The organism is Rhodosalinus halophilus, assembly GCF_003298775.1.
GTDB lineage: Bacteria > Pseudomonadota > Alphaproteobacteria > Rhodobacterales > Rhodobacteraceae > Rhodosalinus > Rhodosalinus halophilus.
The window spans coordinates 14,221-36,848 of sequence record NZ_QNTQ01000015.1 but is presented as its reverse complement, the minus strand read 5'-3'; the positions used below and the strand labels follow the sequence as shown (position 1 = coordinate 36,848).

Genomic DNA, 22,628 nt, shown 5'->3' with positions numbered 1-22,628 from the left:
GCGACTCGGGCCCCGGGTGTAGCGAGACCGCAAACCGGCATCTGCGGGATACCTTTCCCGCGACAGCAAAGAGGAGTCGGCGATGGAACTCGATGTGGTGGAGCTGTCGCGCCTGCAATTCGCGGCGACAGCGATGTTCCACTTTCTCTTCGTGCCCCTGACGCTCGGCCTCTCGGTGATCGTGGCGATCATGGAGACGGTCTATGTCATGACGAACCGTCCCATCTGGCGGCAGATGACCAAGTTCTGGGGCACGCTCTTCGGCATCAACTTCGTGCTCGGCGTCGCCACCGGCATCACCATGGAGTTCCAGTTCGGGATGAACTGGAGCTACTACAGCCACTACGTCGGCGACATCTTCGGCGCGCCGCTCGCGGTCGAGGGGCTGATGGCCTTCTTCCTCGAGGCGACCTTCGTGGGGCTGTTCTTCTTCGGCTGGGACAAGCTGACCAAGGTGCAGCACATGGTCGTCGCCTGGCTCGTCGCGCTCGGCTCCAACTTCTCGGCGCTGTGGATCCTGATCGCCAACGGCTGGATGCAGAACCCTGTGGGCGCCGTCTTCAACCCCGAGACGATGCGCATGGAGATGACGAATTTCTTCGAGGTCGTCTTCAACGAGGTCGCGCAGGCGAAGTTCGTCCACACCGTCTCGGCGGGCTACGTCACCGCGGCGGTCTTCGTGCTCGGCGTCTCGGCCTGGTACCTGCTGAAGGGCCGGCACGTGGAGCTCGCCCGGCGCTCGATCACTGTGGCGGCGTCCTTCGGCCTCGCCTCGGCGCTCTCGGTCGTCGTGCTGGGCGACGAGTCGGGCTACTCAGCCACCCACACACAGAAGATGAAGCTCGCCGCCATCGAGGCGATGTGGGAGACCCACGAGGCGCCCGCGCCCTTCACCGCCGTCGGCCTGCCCGACAAGGAGGCGCGCGAGACCCACTACAAGGTGGAGATCCCCTGGGCGATGGGGCTGATCGGCACCCGCTCGCTCACCCAGGAGATCCCCGGCATCAACGAGCTCGAGGCGGAATCGGCCGAGCGCATCCGCAACGGCCTTATCGCCTACGACGCGCTCATGGAGATCCGCGAGAACCGCGGCGCGGTCACGCCCGAGCTGCGCGAGCGGTTCGAGGCGCATTCCGACGACCTCGGCTACGCCTTCCTGCTCAAGCAGTACGTCGAGGACCCGCGCGAGGCGACCGACGCCCAGATCGCCATGGCCGCCGAGGACACGATCCCGGGCGTCGCGCCGCTCTTCTGGGCGTTCCGAATCATGGTGGGGCTCGGCTTCGCCTTCATCGCGGTGATGGGCTACTTCTTCGTGCAGGCCAACTTCCGCGGCATGCGCTTCCCGCGGCCCGCGCTCTGGCTGGCGGTGGCGATCATCCCGACGCCCTGGATCGCGGCGGAGCTCGGCTGGTTCGTGGCGGAATACGGCCGCCAGCCCTGGACCGTGGACGGGGTGCTGCCCACCGCGCTCTCGGCCAGCCACCTGAGCGTTCAGGACCTGCTGATCACGCTGGCGGGCTTCGTGCTCTTCTACTCGGTCCTCTTCGTGATCGAGATGGCCTTGATGCTGAAATACATCCGCCGCGGCCCGGTCGAGGACGTGGAGGAAACGGAAAGATGGATGGAACGGCATGCCCACCGTCTGCGCACGCATGACGGCCAGGGCCCGTTCGCGACCCCTGCGGAGTGACGGCCATGATCCTGCATGAACTGATCGATTTCGAGATCCTGCGCGTGATCTGGTGGGCGCTTCTGGGCGTGCTGCTGATCGGCTTCGCGCTCACCGACGGCTTCGACATGGGGGTGGGCGCGCTCCTGCCCTTCGTCGCCCGGACGGATGTGGAGCGCCGCATCGCCATCAACACCGTCGGCCCCGTCTGGGAGGGCAACCAGGTCTGGTTCATCCTGGGCGGCGGCGCGATCTTCGCCGCCTGGCCGCCGCTCTACGCGGTGAGCTTCTCGGGCTTCTACCTGGCGATGTTCGCGGTGCTCGCGGCGCTCATCCTGCGGCCCGTCGCCTTCAAGTACCGCTCCAAGCGCGAGGACGCGCGCTGGCGCAACGGCTGGGACTGGGCGCTCTTCGTGGGCGGTGCGGTGCCGGCGCTGCTGTTCGGCGTGGCCGTGGGCAACGTGCTGCTCGGCGTGCCCTTCTACCTGACCGAGGATCTCTTCTCGGTTTACGACGGCAGCTTCTACGGCAAGTTCCTCGGCCTGCTGCGGCCCTTCGCGCTGCTCGCGGGGGTCGTCTCGCTCGCCATGCTGCTGATGCACGGCGCGGCGTGGCTCTCGCTCAAGGCCGAGGGCGCGGTGGCGGAGCGGGCACGGCGCTACGGCACGGTCGCCGGGCTGGTCGCCCTCGTGGGCTATGCGCTCGCCGGGGTCTGGCTCGGCTTCGGGATCGATGGCTACCGGATAGTGGGCGAGATCGTGCGCGACGGCCCCTCCAACCCGCTCTTCTCCGAGGTCGAGCGCAGCGGCAGCTGGCTCTCGGCCTACACCGAGCGGCCCTGGATCGTCGTGGCGCCGGTGATGGGCTTCCTCGGCATCCTCCTCGCCGTTGCGGGGCTGCGCGCCGGGCGCGAGGTCTCGACGCTCCTCTGGTCGAAGATGGCGATCACCGGGATCATCGCCTCGGTGGGGCTGACGATGTTTCCCTTCATCCTGCCCTCGACCGTGGACCCGTCGAGCTCGCTGACCGTCTGGGACAGCTCGTCGTCGCATCTGACGCTCTTCGTGATGCTGGTGGCGACGGCGATCTTCATGCCGCTGATCCTCGCCTACACGGCGTGGGTCTACAAAGTCCTCTGGGGCAAGGTGACCGAAGAGGACGTCACCGGCCCCGGCCACAGCTACTGAAGGAGACGCGCCATGTGGTATTTCGCCTGGCTTCTCGGCCTGCCCCTCGCGGCGATGTTCGCCGTGCTCAATGCAATGTGGCTGGAGCTGCGCGAGGACGCGCGGCTTACCGAGGACGGCGAGGAGGGCACGCGCGGCTGACGCGCCCGCCGCCGCGTCGGCCGCGGCTCAGGCAGGCTTCGCCGCCGCGAGCCGCGCCTGCGGAAAGGCGGCGAACGCCTGGCGCATGCCGTCGCGGTCCATCAGCACCATCGCGGTGCTGAGCGCGTCGGCAAGCGCCGCCTGCGGCGCCGTCACGCTGACCAGCCGCCAGCGCGGCGCCGCCGGCCGCCCGGTGCGCGGGTCGAGGATATGGCCCGCCGCGCCGGCTCGGTCGAACACGGTGCCAAGGGGCGCGGAGCTTGCCAGCGCCCGGTCCCGCAGCCTCACCTGCCCCTCGGCGCCCGCGTCCGAGGTGAGCGTCACCGGCCAGTCGCCGCCGACGCCGTGGTGTTCGCCGGTATCGACCAGCACCTCGGACAGCCCTTCCGCGCGCAGCAGCGCGGCGATGCGGTCGGCGATGTAGCCCTGCGCGATCCCGTTCAGCGTGAGCGCCATGCCGGGGCGGAGCGTCACGGCCTCGGGTGCGAGCGTCACCCCGTCCCAGCCGACATTCGTGAGCGTGCTGGCGATGTCCTCTGCCGCGGGCGGGCCGCCGGCGGCATGGGCGCGAGCGTGCAGATCCCAGAGCGGCTGCACTGTCGGGTCGAAGCGCCCGCCCGTCGCACGATGCACCGCACCGCTGAGGCCGAGGCACTCCAGCAACTCGAGGGGCGGCGCGTCGAGCCGGCCCTCCCGGTTGAGGCGCGAGAGTGCGGAACCGGCGCGGTAGAGGCTGAAGATGTCCTCCAGGCGGTCGATCTCGGCAAAGGCGCGGGCGGCGATGCGCGCGCCGTCCGGGTGCGCGAGGGTGATCGTCGCCCGCGCGCCCAAGGCGCTGCCCTGCCAGTGGCGCAGCGGCGCGGCCGGTGCCACCCCGGCCGTCGTCAATGCAGCCGTCGCCGCGCTGATCGAAAGAAAGCGGCGTCGTGTCAGTCCCGGCATCTCAGCCCTCCCGTCCCGCGGAGAGCTGGCGCAGCCGCTCCCGGTAATCCTGTGTCTCCGGCTCGGCGGCCGGCTTGTCCTCCGGCGCGAGCACCGCGTCGTCCGCGATCTCGGCCAGCCGCAGGACGCGCCCGCCGTGCAGTTCGGCGAAATCCGCCGCGGCCTGTGGGTCGGAGAAGGGCACCAGTTCAGCCGCCCCCATCCCGCCCACGCGCTGCGAGCCGACGACGAAATGCGCATCCTCGGCGGCGATCCAGTTCTCGGTGCCGGGGTTCTTCCAGCTTGGCGCGCGGGCCATGTCGTTGACGTAGATCGCGGTGATCGCGTGACTCTGCTCGGGCATCCGCTGATACGAGATCGCGTCGCGCACCTGCGAGAAGAAGAGCGGCGCGGGCGCACCGGCCAGATGCACCTGCGCCTTGGGTCCGGCGTGCTCGGTCAGGTTCATCTGGCAGTAGTGGCCCAGCGCCTCGTCGGTCATCGCGACGGGCTGGGGCGTGGCGACCTGTTCTTCCTTGCAGCCCGCGAGCAGGGCGAGCGGAAGGACGGAAAGAAGGAGAAGGCGTTTCATGGCGTGACCTTGCGAAAGGCGAGAAGGGCGAGAGCGAAGGCCGCGGCCGGCCAGAGCCCGATCGACACCAGCGCCTGCCACGCCGGGATGGCGTTGGCCGCGCCGCTGATGCCCGCGGCGGCCGCGGTGGCCTCGGAGGAGGCGAGGTTGAAGAGGCGGAAGGCGTCGGCCGGATTGGCCAGCAGCAGCCAGGGGAAGACCTCGGTCGTAAAGGCCCCGCCCCCGTCCGCGACCACCGCCGCCAGAAGCCCCAGGTCGTAGAGCACGATCAGCACCAACCAGAGCCCGATGGCGAGCCCGGCCGCCGCACCGGGGCGGCGCGCGACCGCCGAGAGGGCATAGCCGATCCCGAGAAAGCTCGCACCCAGCAGCAGCGAGGACCAGAAGAGCCGCCAGAGCGCGGGAAGCCCCTGCGCCGCGTCGGCGTCCACCGCGAAGGCCGCCCCGGCGGCCAGCCCGTAGCCCACGGCCAGCGCGATGGCGAGCGTGGCGAGATGCGCCGCCGCCTTGCCGAGGAGCACGCGACCGCGCGAGACCGGATAGGTCAGCAGGAGCGGCAGCGTGCCCCGCTCGACCTCGCCCGCGATGGCGTCGAAGGACATCAGCAGCGCCACGAGCGGCACGAGGTAGACGGCAAGGCTCGTCAGGCTCGCCACCGTGACGGACAGGCTGTCGGCGCCCAACTCGCCGGTGGGCGCGCTGCCCGCGGCAGAGAGCACGAGCGCGAAGAGCGCCATCATGGCGATGACGATGGCGACCCAGCGGTTCCTGAGCGCGATGCGGAACTCGCAGCCCGCAAGTCCGAGTGCGGCGGTCATCGGCTCTCCCTCCGGCTGTAGTGGTCGTAGATGTCCTCGAGGCTGGGCGGGATGATCTCCACGTCCTCGACGAGGGGTCCCAGCGCGGCGATGCGGCCCAGGCGGTCCAGCTTTTCGTCGGCCTCGCAGACCAGATCGACGGTGACGCCGTTGCGCCGCCCGGCCTGCAGCGCCGCGGCCACCTCGTCGGCGGCGCCGGGGCGCGCGGCGATCTGCAGCCGCGTGGGCAGGGCCGCGTTGCGGCGCAGGCCGGCCAGCGTGTCGTCCGCCACGACCACGCCCTTCGACAGGATCACAATGCGGTCGGTCCGTGCCTCCACTTCCGTGAGCGCGTGGCTCGAAAGGAGGATGCCCGCACCGTCGGCCGCCAGATCGTCGAGGATCGCATAGAACTCGCGCCGCGAGACGGGGTCGAGGCCGCTGGTCGGTTCGTCGAGGATCAGCAGGCGGGGCCGCCCGATCAGCGCCTGCGCAAGCCCCACACGCTGCCGCATCCCCTTGGAATAGGTGCCGATCCGCCGCGTCGCGGCGGCCCCCAGCCCCACACGGTCGAGCAGCGGTCGCGCCTCGCGCGGCGACTCGCCCCTGAGCCGGAGGTAGAGGCCCATCTGCTCCTCGCCCGTGAGCGAGGGGTGAAACGCCGCGTTCTCGGGCAGATAGGCCACCTGCGTGCGGGCGCGCGTGCTGCCCGGCGCCTCGCCCAGCACCTCGACGGTGCCTGCGTCGGCCGGGATCAGGCCCAGCACGATCTTCATCAGCGTGGACTTGCCCGCACCGTTATGGCCCAGCAGCGCCACGCGCTCGCCCGGTGCGACGCTCAGGCTCACGTCGTCCAGCGCAGTCTCGCGCCCGAAGGTCTTAGTGAGCCGCGAGAGGATCAAACTCGTCATCGTCCTGTCCTTTGTCGCCCCCGTCGGGACGGGAGTCCGCCTCCAGCGCCGCGATCTCCGGGGGCACCGGGATCTCGACGGGGCGGGTGAGCGGGTGGCTGTCCAGCACGCCGCCCGGCAGGGTCGCCGGGAAGCTCGCCTGGCTCCAGCGGATGAGCTGCACGGCCGGCGCGCCGGTGAGCAGCGCCGCCGCCGGCTGCGACCACAGGATGTGATCCATCAGGTCGTTCGGGCGGAACGGGCTGTCGGCGATGCCGTCGCTGTCGAGGTCGAAGGCCGGGTGATCCGACCAGTAGTTGCCGCGCCCCTCCAGGCTCCACTCGACATGGCGGGAGCCCACGTATTTCACCTGCGTGCGGTTGCCGACGAAGGCGTTGCCGGTGAGCGCGTTGCGCTCGGACCCGGCGGTGAAATGCACGCCGATGCCGCAGCCCTCGAAGCGGTTGTTCGCGATCAGGTTCTTGTGCGCGTTGTAGATGAAGGTGCACTTCTCCTGCCCGCCGCGCACGAGGTTGCCCACGACGTCCGCACTGTTGGCGTAGTTCAGCATCAGCCCGTGGTCGCGGTCGCCCAGCGAGAGGTTGCCGCGCACCGTGATCCGGTCGGAGAACATCAGCGCGTAGCCGAGGTGATTGCCGATCGAGACGTTGCCCGTCACCTCGCCGCCGTGGGTGTACATGTAGTGCACCGCGAAGCGCAGGTCGCGGAAGAGGTTGTCGCGAAAGACGTTGTCGCGCGAGACATTGGTGAAGATGCCGTCGCGGCCGTAGCGGATGTCGTTCTCCGCCACCTCGGCGCCCGGCGCGTTCCAGACATAGACCCCGTTGCCGCGGTCGTTCATCCGGTGGTCGCGGCGCCCGACGATGGTGTTGCCCTGCACGAGGCTGCCCTTCGCGCCGTGGATGTCCACGCCGTAGAGGTTGCCGAGGATGCGGTTGTCCAGCACGCGGGCGCCGGTGGCGTCCTGCGTGAGCTGCACGCCAGAGTCGATGCCTTCGTGCGACGAGCCCGAGCCCACGAGTTCGAGGCCGCGCACGGTCACGTCAGGCGCGGTCACGGTGATCACGCTGCCCTCGCCGCCGGCGTCGACGATCGCCGCGCCGCGACCGTCGAGGGTCAGCGGTTTGTTGAGAGTCACCGGGCCGTCGTGACGGCCCGGCGCAAGGATCAGCACGTCGCCGGGGGCGGCCCCGGCGACGGCCTGGACCAGCGCGCCCGCGCCCGGCTGCACGACGCGCTCCGCCGCCCCCGCCGCACAGGCAACGAGGACGAGGAGGCCCGCGATGAGGATGCGGACGCGCGCCACGGTCAGGTTCCCCGCGGCCGCACCAGCATCCGGCCGCGCATCTCCATGTGGAGCGCGTGGCAGAACCACTGGCAGTAGTACCAGTAGACGCCCGGCTTGGCGGCCGTGAAGGTCACCGACGCCGTCTGCTGCGGCGAAAGCTCCATGGCGACGCCGTGGTTGTTCAGCGTGAAGCCGTGGCTCAGGTCGTCGATGTCGTCGAGGTTGGTGATGATCACCGTGACCTCGTCGCCCTCGGTCACCTCGAACTTGTCGAGCGAGAACATCGGCGCCTGCGAGGTCATGTAGACCCGCACCTTGTTGCCGTCGCGGATCACCGTGTCGGCCCATTCGTCGATGTTCACGCCGTCGGCCTCGGCCTGGGCGCGGGTGGCGGCCCACATCGGGTCGTTGCGGTCCCAGACGTTGACCGGGTTCACGATGTCGCGCCGCACGAGGATCGCGTCATGCGGCTCGGCGAAGGTCGGGCCGTCGTGCACCACCTGCATCTCGTCGGACGAGATGTCGATGATCTGCTCGTTCTCGGGCTTGAGCGGGCCGACGTTGAGGAAGCGGTCCTTCGAGAACTTGTTGAGCGACAGCAGCCAGCGACCGTCGGCCTCCTTCGTCTCGCCCATCGTGGTGCTGTTGTGGCCGGGCTGATAGTGCACGTCCACCTTTGAGATGAGCGGGTTGACGTCCTCGCCGTTGTAGGCGCGGATCGCCTTCTCGATGTTCCACTTCGCCACCTGGCTGTCGAGGAAGAGCGTGGTGAAGGCGTTGCCCTGCCCGTCGAAGGCGGTGTGAAGCGGCCCGAGGCCCAGTTCCGGCTCCGCCACCACGACCGAGCGCGGGTCGGCGTCGCTGTCGAAAAGCGCGTCGAACTTGGTCACGTCGAGCACCGAGACGGTGGGCGACAGCTTGCCCGCCACGCAGACGTGGCGCTCGTCCGGCGCGGTGTTGATGCCGTGCGGGCTGTTGGGGATGGGCACGTAACGGGTGTACTTCTTGTTCTGCCCCTTGCGCCCGTCGATCACCTTGACGCCGTTCATCTCGGTGTAGTCGCCGGCCGCGATGCCCTTCTCGATCTCGGCGAGGTTGAAGATGACCACGTGGTCCATCTCGTTCGCCGTCATCTCGGCCAGGGTCATGCCCATTTCCGAGTTGTAGGAGGTCGAGAAGGCGTATTTGCCCTGATAGTCGCAGTCGGTGTTGTCGAGGTTGCCCGACACGATCACCTGCCAGGCGATCTCCATCGTGTCGCCGTCGATGGCGGTAAAGAAGTTGACGTACTTGTCGGGCTCGTCGAGCACCGAGCCGTCGTTGACCATCGGCACCTCGTCCTCGCCGTTGGCGAAGATGTAGCCGGTGCGCGGGACCTTCTGCGGGCGCAGGCCGTGGATCGCCTTGGCGTTCGGGATCTCGATGATCTTGTCGCACTTCATCACGTCGCAGCGCACCCGCGCCACGCGCGTGTTCGCCTTGTCGTTCATGAAGAGGTAGCGGCCGTCGTAGGTGCCGTCGGTGAACGACATGTGCGGGTGGTGCAGGTCGCCGTTGTCGTGCACCCGCTTGCCCTGCGCGGCGAGGAAGGCCTTGGTTTCGGGCAGCATCCCCTCTTCGAGGACCGCGAGGCTCTCGTTGGTCTGGCCCCAGCCGGTGGCCGAGCAGCGGTTGAACACCGGCACGCGCATCAGCTCGCGCATGGACGGGAAGCCCAGGATGCGCAGCTCGCCGGTCTGGCCCGAGGACCAGAAGCCGTAGTATTCGTCGAGCTCGCCCGGCGCGAGCGACACGGCGTCGGTCGCGGCACTTGCGCTGCCGGCGGTGGCCGCCGTGACGCCCGCGGCCGCGCCGCCCATCATCGCAAGGCGTGCGCCGCCCGCCCCCAGCAGTGCGGCGCCCCCCGCCGTCGCGCCCAGCAGGCCGCGGCGGCTGACGCCGGTCTTCTTGTCCCGATCAGACATGGACTTTCCCTTTCTTCTGGTTGGGATGGTTCTGGATCGCGCGGTCGAGGTCCGCCGCGCCGGCCGCGGCCTTCTCCCGCCGCTTGAGCTGGCGGATGACGACCGGACATTTCGTTTCCGAGTGGTAGAGCACCTGGCAGTGCATGCAGTTGATGCACTCGTTCGGGTTGATCTGACCCTCGGGGTGGATGGCCTGCACCGGGCATTCGTTGGCGCAGGTCTGGCAGGGGTTGCCGCACTCGCGGTAGCGCTTGAGCCAGTCGAACATCCGCAGCCGCGCCGGGATCGCCAGGCCTGCGCCCAGCGGGCAGAGGTAGCGGCAGAAGAAGCGCTCGACGAAGAGCCCGATGAAGAGCAGCACCAGCGCGTAGAGCACGAAGGGCCAGGCGCGCATGAAGTTGAGGATGATCGCCGTCTTGAAGGGCTCGACCTCGGCCAGCTTCTCGGCGGTCTCGATCGACACCAGCGTGACCGCGAAGAGCCCCAGGAAGATCATGTACTTGATCGGCCAGAGCCGCTCGTGCAGGCCCCAGGGAAGCTCCCATTGGGGCACGCGCAGCCTGCGGGCGATGCGGTTGGTCAGCTCCTGCAGCGCGCCGAAGGGGCAGAGCCAGCCGCAATAGGCCCCCCGCCCCCAGAAGATCAGCGCGGCGGCAACCGAGAACCACAGGATGAAGGTCAGCGGGTCGAGCAGGAAGGCCTGCCAGCTGAAGCCGGACGCGAGCGAACCGGCCAGCGCCATCAGGTTGACGACCGAAAGCTGCGCGTTGGCATACCAGCCGAGGAAGACCAGCGTGACAGTCAGGAACCCGAGGCGGAAGAGGTCGACGGCGCGGGCGCTACGGGTGAGCAGGTTCTGGAAGAAGAAGGCGCCGGTCAGCACGGTGAGCATGGCGATCACGCCCGCGATCTCGACCGTCTTGTCGCGCCAGATCCGCTTCCAGAGCTCGGCCTGCGCCGCGCTTTCCTCTGCACCCGCCTTGGCGAGCGCCACCTGCGAAGGCTCGGCGGGCGACGCGACGGGCTGCTCGAACCGCTCGGGCAGGTCGTAGCCCAGGTCGAAGGTCACGAAGAGCCGTTCCAGCGCCGCGACCTCGCGCTGCACCAGCAGTTGCAGCCGCCACGGCTCGGTCGGGTCGAACTCCGCGTCGGCGGGGATCTTGAAGAGGTCCACCTCCTCGAAGGACGGCGCACCGGAGAGCGCGATGCCGCCCAGCCGCCGGTGCCCGCGGTCGCGGAAGCGCACCGAGGCATCGTCCTGCACCAGAACGATCCGGTCGAAGATGCCGCCGCGCACATAGCCCGAGCCCTTGAAGGAATAGAGCCCCCGGCCCGCGACGAGGATCGCGTGCTCGCCCTCTTCCAGCCAGTCCTGCAGGTTGGCGTATTCCCGCTCGCCCAGCAGCGCCTGGCCGATCGCGGGCACGCTGACCAGCGCCGCATGCATGTCGATGAAGGTCTCTTCGGGGCTGTCGCCCACGGGCCGTTCGGTGGCGCGCGGGTCGCCGAGCGCCTCGAAGGCCGCGTTCACCTGGCCTGCGTCCAGCGTCAGGCGGCGGATCGTGCCGTCGCCCTCGGCCTCGGCCCAGTCCTGCGGCGGCGCGGCATCGGGATCGATCTCGGCCTGCGGGCCGGTATCCACCCGCGGCGCGAGCCCGCCGAGGCCCAGCGCGCGGGCGACCTTGAGGCCTGCGCGCACGATGGAGTCGTCGATCACCATGATGGTGACGGTGGCGCCGGAGATGATCTCGAGGTCGTGCGCCTCGCCACCCGTCTCCGCTTCGGCCACGAGGTCGAGGCCCGCGTAATCCTCCGTGAGACGGGCCATCCTGGCCTCGGGGATGCCGATCAGCACGATGGGCTCGGCATGCTCGACGAGCTTGACGCCAGTCACCTGCGCCGCGTCGTTCACCGCGGCCATGACGTGGATGGGCTTGCCGGAATATCCGGTGGTGCCCACGAAGTCGGAAGTGACGAAGGCCCAGGCGACGGTTTCCCCGTCGTCGAGCACGGGAGCCACTGGCAGATCCTCGTGCAGCGGGCCATAGGCATCGGCGCCCGCCACGAGCTCGGCCGGCGGCACCTCGTCGAGAAAGCGGGCCAGCACGGGCGCCTGCGCGACGGCCGAGAGCGCCGCCATACAGAGGAAGGCGGCCGCGAGGACGGCGCTGCGGATCGTGCGTCGGACCGGGCGGGCAGTAAAGATCATCTTGGATACCCTTAATTCTCGGACATCCACATCGCAGACCCCCGCCCCGGCGACTTTGATCAGGATCAACGAGAATGTTCTTTTTCCTCGTTACGCAGGGGCGTCATCGCGCCGGGCGCTTGGGTCCGATGCGACGCTGCGGAAAGAAGAAAAGGAGGCCCTCATGCGCCTCACGACCTTCTCCGACTACGCGATCAGGGTGCTGATCCTGGCGGCCAGCACGCCGGGCCGGAACGTGACGGTCGAGGACGCGGCCCGGCTCTACGGCATCTCGGCCGCGCATCTGAAGAAGGTGGTGCGCGCGCTCACGCGGGCGAAGTTTCTGGAGGGCACGCGCGGGCGCGGCGGCGGCTTCCGGCTGGCTCGTCCGCCCGAGGACATCGGCCTTGGGGACGTGATCCGTCAGACCGAGCCTGATTTCGCGCTCGTGGAATGCTTCCGCCCCGACAACGCCTGCCGCATCACGGGCATCTGTCAGCTTCCGCCGATCCTGCGCGAGTCGATCGACGCGATGCTCGAGGTACTGGACCGCCATACGCTGGCCGACATCGTGATCGGCCCCGACCAGGTCGCCGCCCGCCTCGGCATCAGCGTCCCGCCTCCTCGGCAGACCGACCGCCCCGGCCCGCAGGCGTGACGCGCCACGGCACTCCCGAGCCTCTGGTTCAGGATGGCCTCAGACCGACGTAACGATCTGACACATCAATCACCCGACATGGGCGACGCCGCAGGACAGCCCAGCTCGCGCGCACTGACTGCGTGGCCGTCCGCACCCCGTCCGAACCGCCACGGCTCGCGTCCATCGAACAGGGAAGGCGGCCGCTGTCGCCGGAGACGGCGCCTTCCCCTTTTCGTCCGGCCGAACGGAGGTCAGCTCACATCCTTGTAGCTGATCTCCTTCTGGTCCTGCCCCAGCCGTCCGCGGCGCACGATGAGCCGGTTGAGCGCGTTGACGTAGGCCTTGGCGGAGGCCACGACCGTGTCGGTATCGGCCGACTGGCCGGTGGCGATGTTGCCCTCCTCTTCCAGCCGCACGCTGACGGTGGCCTGCGCGTCGGTGCCTTCGGTCACGGCATGCACCTGGTAGAGCTCGAGCCGCGCATCGTTGGGCCAGATCTCGCGCACGGCCTTGAAGGTGGCATCCACCGGGCCGTCGCCGCGGGCCGTCGCCTGCTTCTCGGCGCCGCCGACGGTCATCGCGAGCTCGGCCTCTGCCGGCCCGCCCGTGCCGCAGACCACACGCAGCGACTGGATCACGAGGTGATCGTTGGCGGCGTCCTCGCCCGCGCGCATCAGCGCGACGATGTCCTCGTCGTAGACCTCCTTCTTGCGGTCGGCCAGCTCCTTGAAGCGCACGAAGACATCCTTGAGCTGGTTCTCGGCCAGCTTGTAGCCGAGTTCCTCCAGCTTGGCGCGCAGCGCCGCGCGGCCCGAATGCTTGCCCAGCACGAGGCTCGTGGAGGCCAGCCCGATATCCTCGGGGCGCATGATCTCGAAGGTCTCGGCGTTCTTGAGCATCCCGTCCTGGTGGATGCCCGATTCGTGCGCGAAGGCGTTCTTGCCGACGATCGCCTTGTTGTACTGCACCGGAAAGCCCGAGACCGTGGCGACCTTGCGCGAGATGTTCATGATCTTGGTGCTGTCCACGCCGGTGCTCCACGGCATGATGTCGTTGCGCACCTTCAGCGCCATCACGACCTCTTCGAGCGCGGTGTTGCCCGCGCGCTCGCCCAGGCCGTTGATCGTGCACTCGATCTGCCGCGCGCCGCCCGCCACGGCGGCCAGCGCATTCGCCGTCGCCATGCCGAGGTCGTTGTGGCAGTGCGTGGCGAAGACGATCTCGTCGGCGCCCGGCACCTCGGCGATCAGCCGGCGGATCAGGTCGGCCGATTCGACCGGAGCGGTGTAGCCCACGGTGTCGGGGATGTTGATCGTGGTGGCGCCGGCCTTGATCGCGATCTCGACCACGCGCTTGAGGTAGTCCCATTCGGTCCGCGTGGCGTCCATCGGCGACCACTGCACGTTGTCGCAGAGGTTCCGGGCGTGCGTCACCGTCTCGTGGATGCGCTCGGCCATCTCGTCCTTGCTGAGCTTGGGGATGTCCCGGTGCAGGGGCGAGGTGCCGATGAAGGTGTGGATGCGCGGCCGCTCGGCGTGTCGCACCGCCTCCCAGCAGCGGTCGATATCCTGGAGGTTGGCACGCGCGAGGCCGCAGATCACCGCGTCGCGGGAGCGCTCGGCGATTTCCTTCACGGCGCGGAAATCCCCCTCGGAGGCGATCGGAAAGCCGGCCTCGATGATGTCCACGCCCATCTCGTCGAGGAGCTCGGCGATTTCCAGTTTCTCGGCGTGGCTCATGGTGGCGCCGGGGCTCTGCTCGCCGTCGCGCAACGTCGTGTCGAAGATCAGGACGCGGTCCTGTCCGGTCTTGTCGGTCATTGCTCTGGTCTCTTCGGTTTTGTCCTTAGCTCTGTCCGGCGCGGCACGGATTCCTCTGAGCGGTCGCGCCGAAGGGCACGCTCAGAGGCGGCTAAGGAGCAGCAGAAGGCCGAGCGCGGGCGCCAGGGCGGCACGCGGCTGGGGAGCGGTATGGCCTTCGGTCCACATGCCGCCGTTATACGCGTTTTGCGATGCGAGAAAACCCCCGAGTTACGCTGCACCGCCGCAGACCGGCGGCATTGACCGCTCGAGGCGCCGGCTTAGCTGCCGCGCATGGCAATTCGACAGGCACTCGTCGTCGGCGCGACCGGCGGGATCGGCGCGGCGCTCGCCGAAGAACTCGCGCGGCGCGGCGCAGGCGTCACCGCGCTGTCGCGCGCGCGTGACGGCTTCGACGTGACCAACGAGAACGCGGTCGAGGCGGGCCTCGCGCGGCTCGACGGCCCCTTCGATCTGATCTTCGTGGCGACCGGCGCGCTCGAGCTCAACGGCAAGGGCCCCGAAAAGAGCCTCAAGGAGCTGGAGCCCAGGGCGCTGGTGGATCAGTTCGCGGTCAACTGCCTCGGACCCGCCCTGGTGCTCAAGCACGCGCGCCACCTGATGCCGCGGCGCGAGCGGGCGGTCTTCGCCGCGCTCTCGGCGCGTGTGGGCTCGATCGGCGACAACGGCAAGGGCGGCTGGTACTCCTACCGGGTGGCCAAGGCTGCGCTGAACCAGATGCTGCACACCGCCGCGATCGAACTTGCGCGCACCCACCGCGAGGCGATCGTCGCAGCCCTGCATCCCGGCACGGTGGCGACGCCACTCACCGAGAAATTCGTGGGCGATCATCCCACCGTGTCGCCGGCAGAGGCCGCAGGGCGGCTCTTGGAGGTAGTCGAGGGGCTGAAGCCTGCGCAATCGGGCGGATTCTTCGACTACGCGGGGCGCGAGATCCCGTGGTGAGACGGCTCGTCCTTGTCCTGGGCGATCAGCTCTGCGAAGGGCTCGCGGCGCTCGACGCGGCCGATCGAACCCGTGACGTGGTGGTGATGGCCGAGGTCCGCGACGAGGCGACCTATGTGCGCCACCATCCGAAGAAGATCGCCTTCCTCTTCGCGGCGATGCGCAAGTTCGCCGATACGCTGCGCGACGCGGGATGGGACGTGCGTTACACCCGGCTGGACGACCCGGCGAACGCCGGCAGCATCTGCGGCGAGCTGCTGCGGCGCGCGGAGGAAACCGGCGCGCAGGAGGTGCTGGCCACCGAGCCGGGCGAATGGCGGCTGATCCGCGCGCTGCAGCACTGCCCGCTCAAGGTTCATCTGCTGGAGGACCGGCGCTTTCTGGCCAGCCACGCCGACTTCGACCGTTGGGCCGAGGGGCGCAAGTCGCTGCGGATGGAATACTTCTACCGCGAGATGCGGCGCGCGACGGGCCTGCTGATGGAGGGGGCGAATCCCGCGGGCGGGCAGTGGAATTTCGATCACGAAAACCGCAAGCCCGCCCCCGACGAGGTGGCGATCGAGGGGCCGCTGCGCTTCGAGCCCGACGAGACGGTGTCCGAGGTGCTCGACCTGGTGGAGCGGGCGTTTCCGTCGAACTTCGGGCGTCTGCGACCCTTCTGGTTCGCCACGGACCGCGCGCAGGCCCTGCAGGCGCTCGACCGCTTCGTGGCCGACGCCCTGCCCCGCTTCGGCGACTATCAGGACGCGATGCTGGACAACCACCGCTTCCTCTATCACGCGGTGATCTCGCTCTATCTCAACGCGGGGCTTCTGGAGCCGCGCGAGGTCTGCGAGGCGGCCGAAGCGGCCTGGCGCGAGGGCCACGCCCCTATCAACGCGGTCGAGGGGTTCATCCGTCAGATCCTGGGCTGGCGCGAATACGTGCGCGGGATCTACTTCCGCGAGGGGCCGGACTACGTCACGCGCAACGTGCTCGGACACGCCCGCGCCCTGCCGGCCTTCTACTGGGGCGCCGAGACGCGGATGCGCTGCTTGGCGAAGGCCGTCGAGCAGACCCGGGACGAGGCCTATGCCCACCACATCCAGCGCCTCATGGTGACCGGCAACTTCGCGCTGCTGGCGGGCGTGGAGCCGCACCAGGTGCACGAATGGTATCTGGAGGTCTACGCCGACGCCTACGAGTGGGTCGAGGCGCCCAACGTCATCGGCATGAGCCAGTTCGCCGACGGCGGGATCATCGCCTCGAAGCCCTATGTGAGTTCGGGCGCCTACATCAGCCGGATGTCGGACTACTGCCGGTCCTGCGCCTATTCGGTGACGAAGAAGACGGGCAAGGGGGCCTGCCCCTTCAACCTGCTCTACTGGCATTTCCTCGACCGGCACCGCGCGCGCTTCGAGGGCAATCCGCGCATGGCGCAGATGTATCGCACCTGGGACCGGATGGACGAAGACCGCCGGGCGACGGTGCTGGCCGAGGCTCGGGATTTCCTCGATCGCATTGACGCGGGCGAAACGGTGTAGCCCGCGGGCGGCGCGGAGCCGCCCGCGGCCCGGGCATCAGGGCTTGATGTAGGTGTAGCCCTGCGCCTGCAGATGCGACAGATGCGCGACACCCGAGGGCACGATGTCCTCCTCCCAGACATCGTAGAGATCCGCTTCGTGGTCGATGTCGCGTCCGCGCAGCGTGTTGGCGCAGACATTGAAGCTCACGCCCTGCGACTTGAGCGAGGCCACGGTGGTCTGCAGACGGTCGTCCGTCCTGGCCGCCTTCAGAAGCCCCACCCCGTTGCCGTGCAGAATTACGCGGGTTTCGAGATTCTCCGCGCCCACCGCGTTGATGTGGTTCTGGATGTTGCGCATCGCGCCGCGATAGGCGCGGTAATCTTCCCCGCCGTTGTAGTTGACGTGATAGACCACCTTCTGCTGCGCGTAGCCCTCGGCGGCCGCGCCGCCCGTCATCAGCACCAGCGCGGCGAGCGCCAGCGCGGCGGCGCGCAGGCTCCCGAGCAGGGTTGCAAAACGTGTCATCGGTCCTCCTCCCTCTTCTGATATCGGCCGGAGCCGGCTCCGGTGAAGGTCAGCCTAGGCCCACCTGCGACGCTTCGCCGCTTCGGAGACTCCCTCGTTTTGCCTCTGAAAACGCCCCGGGTTTTCCCCAGGTGGCCCGGTCAGGAGGCCTCGCGCCCCTTGAGCGCGGCGACGAGCTGCGCGGCGTTGCGGGCGTCGAACTTGCGCAGAAGGTTGGAGCGATGGAACTCCACCGTCTTCGGGCTGATGCCCAGCGCGTTGGCAATCTCCTTGGTCGAGCCGCCCTCTGCGATGCGCTCCAGCACCTGCCGTTCGCGCCGGGTGAGGCCGGCCATCGGGTCGGCGGCCGATTCCGCCGGCACGGCTGGCGCGGCCGTGCGCGCACGCCGGATGCGCCAGAGCAGGGCGAGCCCGACAAGCGCCGCCAGCGCTCCGGCGCCGGCGATCCAGAGGCTCCGGGGCGAGGCCGCCGCCGCGGAGCGATGCGAAAGAAAACTCTCGTGCAGTTGCCGGGCGTCCCGGTAGCTGACCGGCGCGCTCCAGCGAAAGGCCAGGTCCGGCGCCGCCGCCTCCGCCGAGAGCAGGGCGAGCGCCACCCGATCGCGCAGCGCGCGCTCGGTGCCGCCCATGGCGAGGAACGGCCACTCCGGATAGAGCCGCGTGCTCACCCGTTCCGGGTAGGTGTAGGTGACATTGGCGTTCAGCACGCGCAGCGCGCCCTCGGGCACCGCCCCCTCGGCCTCCATGCGCTCGAGCAGGCCGCTGCGCACGATACCGAGGTCCGCCTCGCCCGCCAGCACCGCCTCGACGATCCGGTCCTGCGGGAAGCCCATGAAGGCAAGCTCGGCGAAGTCCTTCGCCGGGTCGATCCCGCGTTCCATGAAGGCCTGCCACGCCAGCCGGTAGCCGCCGAAGGCGCGCGGGTCCACCGCCGCGGCGCGTGCGCCGGCCGCGTCCTCGAGCGTGGCGAGCGCGCTGTCGGCACGCACGACGATCGCGCTGCCGAACTCCGTGGCGAAGCTTCCGTCCGAGAGGCGCCGTGCCCGAGTGGCGATGACGCTGAGCCGGCGCTCGGCGGACAGCGCGATGTAATGGCCCGGATTGGTGACGAGGAAGTGCAGCCCGCCCCGGTCGATCAGCGGGCCGGCGGAGCTGAGCGTGACGGGAACGAGGCGCACGGAGCGTCCGGGCAGACGTGCGTCCAGATAGTCCGCAAGCGGCTCCCAGGGCGCGGCTTCGCTGCCCCAGCCGCGATGCGCGAGCACGCCGATGCGCACTTCCTCCGCCGGGATTGTGCCGGCTCCGAACTCGGGCGCCTGGGTCTTTGCGACCGTCCCGCCGGACGCCAGGCAAAGTGCCACCGCTATCGCGCGCAGCCAGCCTCCTCCAGACCGGCGACGGCGCTTCCGAGACTCCGTCAGTCGGCCACCGCCTCCTCCCGGCTCAGCGCGCCGTTGACCCATTCGCCGCTCTCCTCCTCCCCGCTGGCGTAGCGCATCGTGCCCTCGCCCTGGCGCCGGCCATCGACGAACTGCCCCTCATAGACGTCGTAGCCGGTGATCTCGCCGGCGTCGTCGCGGCGCGGGTAGCGGGCGACACCCTCGCCCTCGATGCGGCCTTCGGTCCACTCGCCCTCGTAGGTGAAGCCGTCGGGCATCTCGATCCGGCCCTCGCCGTGGCGCTGGCCGTCGACGAACTGGCCGACGTAGACGGTGCCGTCGGGATAGGTGGCCGTGCCCTGACCGTGGCGCTGGCCGTCCTGCCACTCGCCCTCGTAGCGGTAGCCGTCGGGATAGGTCATCACCCCCTGCCCGTGGTTGCGGGCGTTCTCGAACTCGCCCTCGTAAACCAGCCCGTTGGGATAGGTCGCGCGCCCCTCGCCCTGAATGACGCCGTCCACCCATTCGCCTTCGTAGGTGGACCCGTCCGGGTAGGTGATCCTGCCCTGCCCGTTCGCCAGGCCCTCGCGGAACTCGCCCGTGTAGACCGAGCCGTCGGGATAGGTGACCTCGCCCTCGCCCTCGATCTGTCCCGCGACCCAGGAGCCTTCGTAGCGGTAGCCGTCGGCGCCGATGAAGGTGCCCTGCCCCTGCCGCTGGTCGTTCTCGAACTCGCCCTCGTAGACGTCGCCGTTGGCGTAGGTGACCTTGCCCTCGCCCTCGCGCCGGCCGTTGACCAGTTCGCCTTCGTAGACGTCGCCGTTGGGCTGGACGAGCTTGCCCTCGCCGTGAATCTGGCCGTCCTGCCAGAGACCCTCGTAGATCAGGCCGTCGGGCATGGTGAGCGTGCCCATCCCTTCGCGCGCGCCGCGCACGACCGATCCCTCGTAGACGGCGCCGTCGGGATAGGTGATCTTGCCCTGCCCTTCCTTGACGCCGTTCACCCAGTCGCCCTGGTACACGTAGCCGTTGGGCGCCGTCATGGTGCCGCGGCCGTGGTGCATGGCGTTGCGGAAGCCGCCCTCGTAGCGGGTACCGTTGGCATAGACCGCGACCCCCTGTCCGGTGATCTTGCCGTCGACCCAGGTGCCCTCGTAGGTCGAGCCGTCGGCGAAGGTGATCTTGCCGACGCCGTCGGGCTTGCCCTTGGCGAAGGTGCCCTCGTAGACCGAGCCGTTTGGAAAGCGCGCGACACCCTCGCCGCGGATCTCGCCGTCGACCCATTCGCCGGTATACTCGTAGCCGTTGGGCAGCCGGTAGGTGCCGCGCCCGTGCTGCAGGCCGTCGCGGAAGGTGCCCTCGTAGACGCCGCCGTCGTCGTATTGCTTGGTGCGGACCGCGCCCTCGGCCTCGGGGTCCGCGTCGGCCGCGCCCTCCTGCGCCGCCGCCGCGCCCGCCATAAGGAGCATACCCGCCAGAAGCGCCGCAAGGCGCCTGCTTGTCTCGGTCATGATCGGAATCCGCCCTGCGCGCATTGGTCTGCCTCGGTTCCGAAAACCTAAAGGACCGCCCCGCGCGAGACAACGCCTTTTGCCGCAACCCGCTTTCCCTCGGCCGCCGATCTGCTAGATCAGGGCGCATTCCGAGGAGCCCGGCCAAAGCCATGACCGACCGTTTCCGCCTCACGCTCGCGCAGTTCAACCCGGTGATGGGCGATCTCGCGGGCAACGCCGCCCGCGCGCGCGAGGCCTGGGCGCAGGGCCGCACGGCCGGAGCGGACATGGTCGCGCTGCCGGAGATGTTCCTGACCGGCTACAACCCGCAGGATCTGGTGCTGCGGCCGGCGTTCCAGGCCGCCTGCCTGCGCGAGATCGAGGCGCTGGCGCGGGACTGCGCCGACGGACCGGCGCTGGGCATCGGGGGCCTCTGGCTCGAGGGCACGCAGCTGCACAATGCCTGGTTCGTGCTGAAGGAGGGCCGCATCGCGGCCACCGCGCTCAAGCACCACCTGCCCAACTACCTCGTCTTCGACGAGATGCGCACCTTCACCGCCGGCCCGATCTCGGGGCCCTACGCGGTGGGGCCGATGCGCCTCGGTACCCCGGTCTGCGAGGACGCCTGGTATCCCGACGTGGCCGAGACCCTCGCGGAGACCGGCGCCGAGGTGCTTCTGGTGCCAAACGGCTCGCCCTACTACCGCGACAAGCTCGAGGTGCGCTTCAACCACATGGTCGCCCGCGTGGTGGAGACCGGGCTGCCGCTGGTCTATCTCAACATGGTGGGCGGTCAGGACGACCAAGTCTTCGACGGGGGCAGTTTCGTGCTCAACCCCGACTGCTCCGTGGCGCTGCAGCTCCCGGTGATGGAGGAGGCGCTCGCGCATGTCGACTTCGAGCGCGGGCCGGAAGGCTGGCGGGCGGAGCCGGGCGCGCGGGCGCATGTGCCGGAGTCGCTCGAACAGGACTATCACGCGATGGTCGTCTCCCTGCGCGACTACATGCGCAAATCCGGGTTCGGGAAGGCGCTCCTCGGCCTCTCGGGCGGGATCGACAGCGCGATGGTCGCGGCGGTGGCCGCCGACGCGCTCGGACCCGAGAACCTGCGCTGCGTGATGCTGCCGTCGGAATACACCTCGCCCGTCTCGCTCGAGGACGCCGCCGGCGTGGCGAAACGGCTCGGCACGCGGCTCGACGAGCTGCCGATCTCCGGCCCGCGCGCCGCGGTGACCGAGGCGCTGGCGCCGCTCATGGGCGACCTGCCGCCCGACATCACCGAGGAGAACCTGCAGTCGCGCCTGCGCGGGCTCCTGCTGATGGCGCTCTCGAACAAGTTCGGCGAGATGCTGCTCACCACTGGCAACAAGTCAGAGGTCGCGGTCGGCTACGCCACGATCTACGGCGACATGGCGGGCGGCTACAACCCGCTCAAGGATCTCTACAAGACCCGCGTCTTCGCCGCCGCGCGCTGGCGCAACGCCAACCACCGCGCCTGGATGAAGGGCCCCGCGGGCGAGGTGATCCCGTCGCGCGTGATCTCCAAGCCGCCCTCGGCCGAGCTGCGCGCCGACCAGCGCGACAGCGACTCGCTGCCTGACTACGAACATCTCGACGCGATGCTGGAAATCCTCGTGGACCGCGACGGCTCCATCGAGGACTGCGTGGCGGCGGGCTTCGACCGGGCCGAAGCCTCGCGCATCGAGCATCTGATCTACGTCAGCGAGTACAAGCGCTTCCAGTCCGCCCCGGGCACGCGGCTGTCGAAGCGGGCGTTCTGGCTCGACCGGCGCTATCCGATCGTCAACCGCTGGCGCGACGGCGCCACGAACCGCGGCACGCCCTGAGGACAGCCCATGCGCATCGCCACCTTCAACATCAACGGCATCAAGGCGCGGCATCAGTCGCTCTGCGACTGGCTGGACGAGGCGACGCCGGAGGTCGTGCTGCTGCAGGAGATCAAGTCGCTCGACGAGAACTTCCCGCGCGAACTCTTCGAAGAGCGCGGCTACCGCGTGGAGACGCACGGGCAGAAGAGCTTCAACGGCGTGGCGATCCTGTCGCGCCTGCCGCTCGAGGACGTGGCTCGCGGCCTGCCCGGCGACGAGAGCGACGATCAGGCGCGCTGGATCGAGGCGACCGTGATCGGCGACAGGACGGCCGTGCGGGTCGCTGGCCTCTACCTGCCCAACGGCAATCCGGCGCCGGGTCCGAAATACGACTACAAGCTCGCCTGGATGGAGCGGATGAAGGCGCGCGCGGCCGAACTTCTGGAGCTGGAGGAACCGGTCGTGCTGGGCGGCGACTACAACGTGATCCCGCAAGACGAGGACGCGGCGAAGCCCGAGGCGTGGAAGGACGACGCCCTCGCCCTGCCCGAGACGCGCGCCGCCTTCCGGCGCATCCTGCATCTGGGCTATACGGAAGCTTTCCGCGCGCGGGTGCAAGGCGGCGGGCACTATTCCTTCTGGGACTATCAGGGTAACGCCTGGGGCCGGAACAACGGCATTCGCATCGACCACCTGCTGCTCTCGCCCGAAGCGGCGGACCTGATGACCGGCGCCGGCATCGAGACGGCCCTGCGCGGGCGCGAGAAGCCCTCCGACCACGTCCCTGTCTGGATCGACCTCGACGCCTGAGCCGCGGGCTGCTGCGCCGCG

At 69.3% G+C, this 22,628-nt stretch carries 19 protein-coding genes; 8 read left to right on the top strand and 11 right to left on the bottom strand.

Going from position 1 to position 22,628, the window contains the following annotated elements; genetic code table 11:
• Positions 1-82 precede the first annotated feature (82 nt).
• From DRV85_RS14905 to cydX, 3 genes are read left to right on the top strand one after another with little or no spacing between them, the layout of a single operon-like run.
• Entirely contained in the window at positions 83-1,693 is a 1,611-nt protein-coding gene (locus DRV85_RS14905; RefSeq protein WP_113290273.1) for a cytochrome ubiquinol oxidase subunit I, read from the top strand.
• A gap of 5 nt (positions 1,694-1,698) precedes the next feature.
• Positions 1,699-2,859 carry a cytochrome d ubiquinol oxidase subunit II gene (cydB, locus tag DRV85_RS14900; RefSeq protein WP_113290272.1) on the top strand — a complete coding sequence of 387 codons (1,161 nt, stop codon included), beginning with the start codon at positions 1,699-1,701 and terminating at the stop codon, positions 2,857-2,859.
• A 12-nt stretch (positions 2,860-2,871) separates the two neighbouring features.
• Positions 2,872-3,000 (top strand): cytochrome bd-I oxidase subunit CydX, encoded by a 129-nt coding sequence (gene cydX / locus DRV85_RS14895; RefSeq protein ID WP_113290271.1) that lies wholly within the window; start codon positions 2,872-2,874, stop codon positions 2,998-3,000.
• Between the two features lie 27 nt (positions 3,001-3,027).
• Here the strand turns inward: cydX and DRV85_RS14890 are convergent, their stop codons facing one another.
• Genes DRV85_RS14890 through DRV85_RS14865 form a run of 7 tightly spaced genes read right to left on the bottom strand, consistent with a single transcriptional unit; the run spans position 3,028 to position 11,682 of the window.
• Positions 3,028-3,942 carry an FAD:protein FMN transferase gene (locus DRV85_RS14890; protein WP_199525965.1) on the bottom strand — a complete coding sequence of 305 codons (915 nt, stop codon included), beginning with the start codon at positions 3,940-3,942 and terminating at the stop codon, positions 3,028-3,030.
• A gap of 1 nt (position 3,943) precedes the next feature.
• A complete protein-coding gene (locus DRV85_RS14885) occupies positions 3,944-4,513 on the bottom strand; it encodes a nitrous oxide reductase accessory protein NosL (protein WP_113290270.1) in 570 nt (189 codons plus the stop codon).
• Entirely contained in the window at positions 4,510-5,331 is an 822-nt protein-coding gene (locus DRV85_RS14880) for an ABC transporter permease (RefSeq protein WP_113290269.1), read from the bottom strand. Before DRV85_RS14880 ends, DRV85_RS14885 begins: the two co-directional genes overlap by 4 nt.
• Positions 5,328-6,221, bottom strand: coding sequence for an ABC transporter ATP-binding protein (locus tag DRV85_RS14875; protein ID WP_113290268.1), 894 nt, complete (start codon positions 6,219-6,221; stop codon positions 5,328-5,330). Before DRV85_RS14875 ends, DRV85_RS14880 begins: the two co-directional genes overlap by 4 nt.
• Positions 6,190-7,527 carry a nitrous oxide reductase family maturation protein NosD gene (locus DRV85_RS14870; RefSeq protein WP_199525963.1) on the bottom strand — a complete coding sequence of 446 codons (1,338 nt, stop codon included), beginning with the start codon at positions 7,525-7,527 and terminating at the stop codon, positions 6,190-6,192. The genes DRV85_RS14875 and DRV85_RS14870 overlap by 32 nt, the downstream gene beginning before the upstream one ends.
• A gap of 2 nt (positions 7,528-7,529) precedes the next feature.
• A complete protein-coding gene (gene nosZ / locus DRV85_RS19225) occupies positions 7,530-9,473 on the bottom strand; it encodes a TAT-dependent nitrous-oxide reductase (protein ID WP_158540170.1) in 1,944 nt (647 codons plus the stop codon).
• On the bottom strand, positions 9,466-11,682 hold the full coding sequence (locus DRV85_RS14865; RefSeq protein WP_113290266.1) for a NosR/NirI family protein: 2,217 nt from the start codon (positions 11,680-11,682) through the stop codon (positions 9,466-9,468). The genes nosZ and DRV85_RS14865 overlap by 8 nt, the downstream gene beginning before the upstream one ends.
• A gap of 163 nt (positions 11,683-11,845) precedes the next feature.
• Between DRV85_RS14865 and DRV85_RS14860 the strand changes: the two genes are divergently transcribed.
• Positions 11,846-12,319: an RrF2 family transcriptional regulator gene (locus DRV85_RS14860; protein ID WP_113290265.1), complete on the top strand. Its 474-nt coding sequence runs from the start codon at positions 11,846-11,848 to the stop codon at positions 12,317-12,319.
• Between the two features lie 233 nt (positions 12,320-12,552).
• Here the strand turns inward: DRV85_RS14860 and DRV85_RS14855 are convergent, their stop codons facing one another.
• Positions 12,553-14,121, bottom strand: coding sequence for a 2-isopropylmalate synthase (locus DRV85_RS14855; protein ID WP_113290264.1), 1,569 nt, complete (start codon positions 14,119-14,121; stop codon positions 12,553-12,555).
• Between the two features lie 279 nt (positions 14,122-14,400).
• Here DRV85_RS14855 and DRV85_RS14850 point away from each other — a divergent pair, with 279 nt between their 5' ends.
• Positions 14,401-15,066, top strand: a complete 666-nt coding sequence (locus DRV85_RS14850) for an SDR family NAD(P)-dependent oxidoreductase (RefSeq protein ID WP_113290368.1) — start codon at positions 14,401-14,403, stop codon at positions 15,064-15,066.
• Positions 15,063-16,589: a cryptochrome/photolyase family protein gene (locus DRV85_RS14845; RefSeq protein WP_199525961.1), complete on the top strand. Its 1,527-nt coding sequence runs from the start codon at positions 15,063-15,065 to the stop codon at positions 16,587-16,589. The genes DRV85_RS14850 and DRV85_RS14845 overlap by 4 nt, the downstream gene beginning before the upstream one ends.
• 36 nt (positions 16,590-16,625) lie before the next feature.
• Here the strand turns inward: DRV85_RS14845 and DRV85_RS14840 are convergent, their stop codons facing one another.
• The 3 genes from DRV85_RS14840 to DRV85_RS14830 form a co-directional block, all read right to left on the bottom strand.
• Positions 16,626-17,096, bottom strand: coding sequence for a DsrE family protein (locus tag DRV85_RS14840; protein ID WP_113290262.1), 471 nt, complete (start codon positions 17,094-17,096; stop codon positions 16,626-16,628).
• 140 nt (positions 17,097-17,236) lie between these two features.
• A complete protein-coding gene (locus DRV85_RS19710) occupies positions 17,237-18,457 on the bottom strand; it encodes a PhnD/SsuA/transferrin family substrate-binding protein (protein WP_275401726.1) in 1,221 nt (406 codons plus the stop codon).
• A 56-nt stretch (positions 18,458-18,513) separates the two neighbouring features.
• Positions 18,514-19,986, bottom strand: coding sequence for an MORN repeat-containing protein (locus tag DRV85_RS14830; protein WP_113290367.1), 1,473 nt, complete (start codon positions 19,984-19,986; stop codon positions 18,514-18,516).
• Positions 19,987-20,138: 152 nt separating this feature from the next.
• Here DRV85_RS14830 and DRV85_RS14825 point away from each other — a divergent pair, with 152 nt between their 5' ends.
• Both DRV85_RS14825 and xth read left to right on the top strand, forming a co-directional pair.
• On the top strand, positions 20,139-21,815 hold the full coding sequence (locus DRV85_RS14825) for an NAD+ synthase (RefSeq protein ID WP_113290261.1): 1,677 nt from the start codon (positions 20,139-20,141) through the stop codon (positions 21,813-21,815).
• Positions 21,816-21,824: 9 nt separating this feature from the next.
• Positions 21,825-22,607 (top strand): exodeoxyribonuclease III, encoded by a 783-nt coding sequence (gene xth, locus DRV85_RS14820; protein ID WP_113290260.1) that lies wholly within the window; start codon positions 21,825-21,827, stop codon positions 22,605-22,607.
• The last annotated feature ends 21 nt before the right edge of the window (positions 22,608-22,628 follow it).